Here is a 527-nt window from a genome sequence, read left to right as displayed (position 1 = left end):
CGACCAACGAAAACACAACGGTAACGGAGTGCGCAAAGATCGCGGCGGGGGTTAATCGTCTGGTTGCGCTCGACGCGTTGCCCTGTGATTTGCTGGAATGCATCGCGGAAACGCTAATCAAGAATGCGAGCCCCGCCGAACTGGATAGTGTGTCGGGTACGCTCGGGATTCTGAAAAGCCGTATCGACCTGACACGCAACCAGTTTTAACCCGGCACGCGATAGGGTTATTGTTGACGGCTCGATTCGGGCCGCATACAATAGGTCTAACGCTAAACACACGGAGTAACACCATGCAATTGACCGATAAGCAAATCGATTTGATCGTTCATCATTTCATCGTCGCCGCTATCTGGGCGGACGTGCCGGATACCGAAGAATTCGAAGGGGTGCATATTGAAGCTGACGACGAGGCCCGCGCTAAGGTCCGGGCTGGCGTCGTCGCGTTCTACGCGGAACACGCGGCACTCGTACATGCCGCGCTGAGCGCGCCGGGCTACGGGGACGCATGCGCGCAAGACTTCGGCG

General features: G+C 57.3%; 2 protein-coding genes. Both read left to right on the top strand.

Going from position 1 to position 527, the window contains the following annotated elements:
- The coding region (locus tag AC1RPR_RS08165) for a hypothetical protein (RefSeq protein WP_481763462.1) at positions 1-209 on the top strand (209 nt) is incomplete at its 5' end.
- Between the two features lie 83 nt (positions 210-292).
- The coding region (locus AC1RPR_RS08160; RefSeq protein WP_481763461.1) for a hypothetical protein at positions 293-527 on the top strand (235 nt) is incomplete at its 3' end.

This window comes from Dellaglioa sp. CoH-57-MRSF-22 (assembly GCF_056781895.1).
This window is presented reverse-complemented; position numbering and strand designations above follow the sequence as displayed.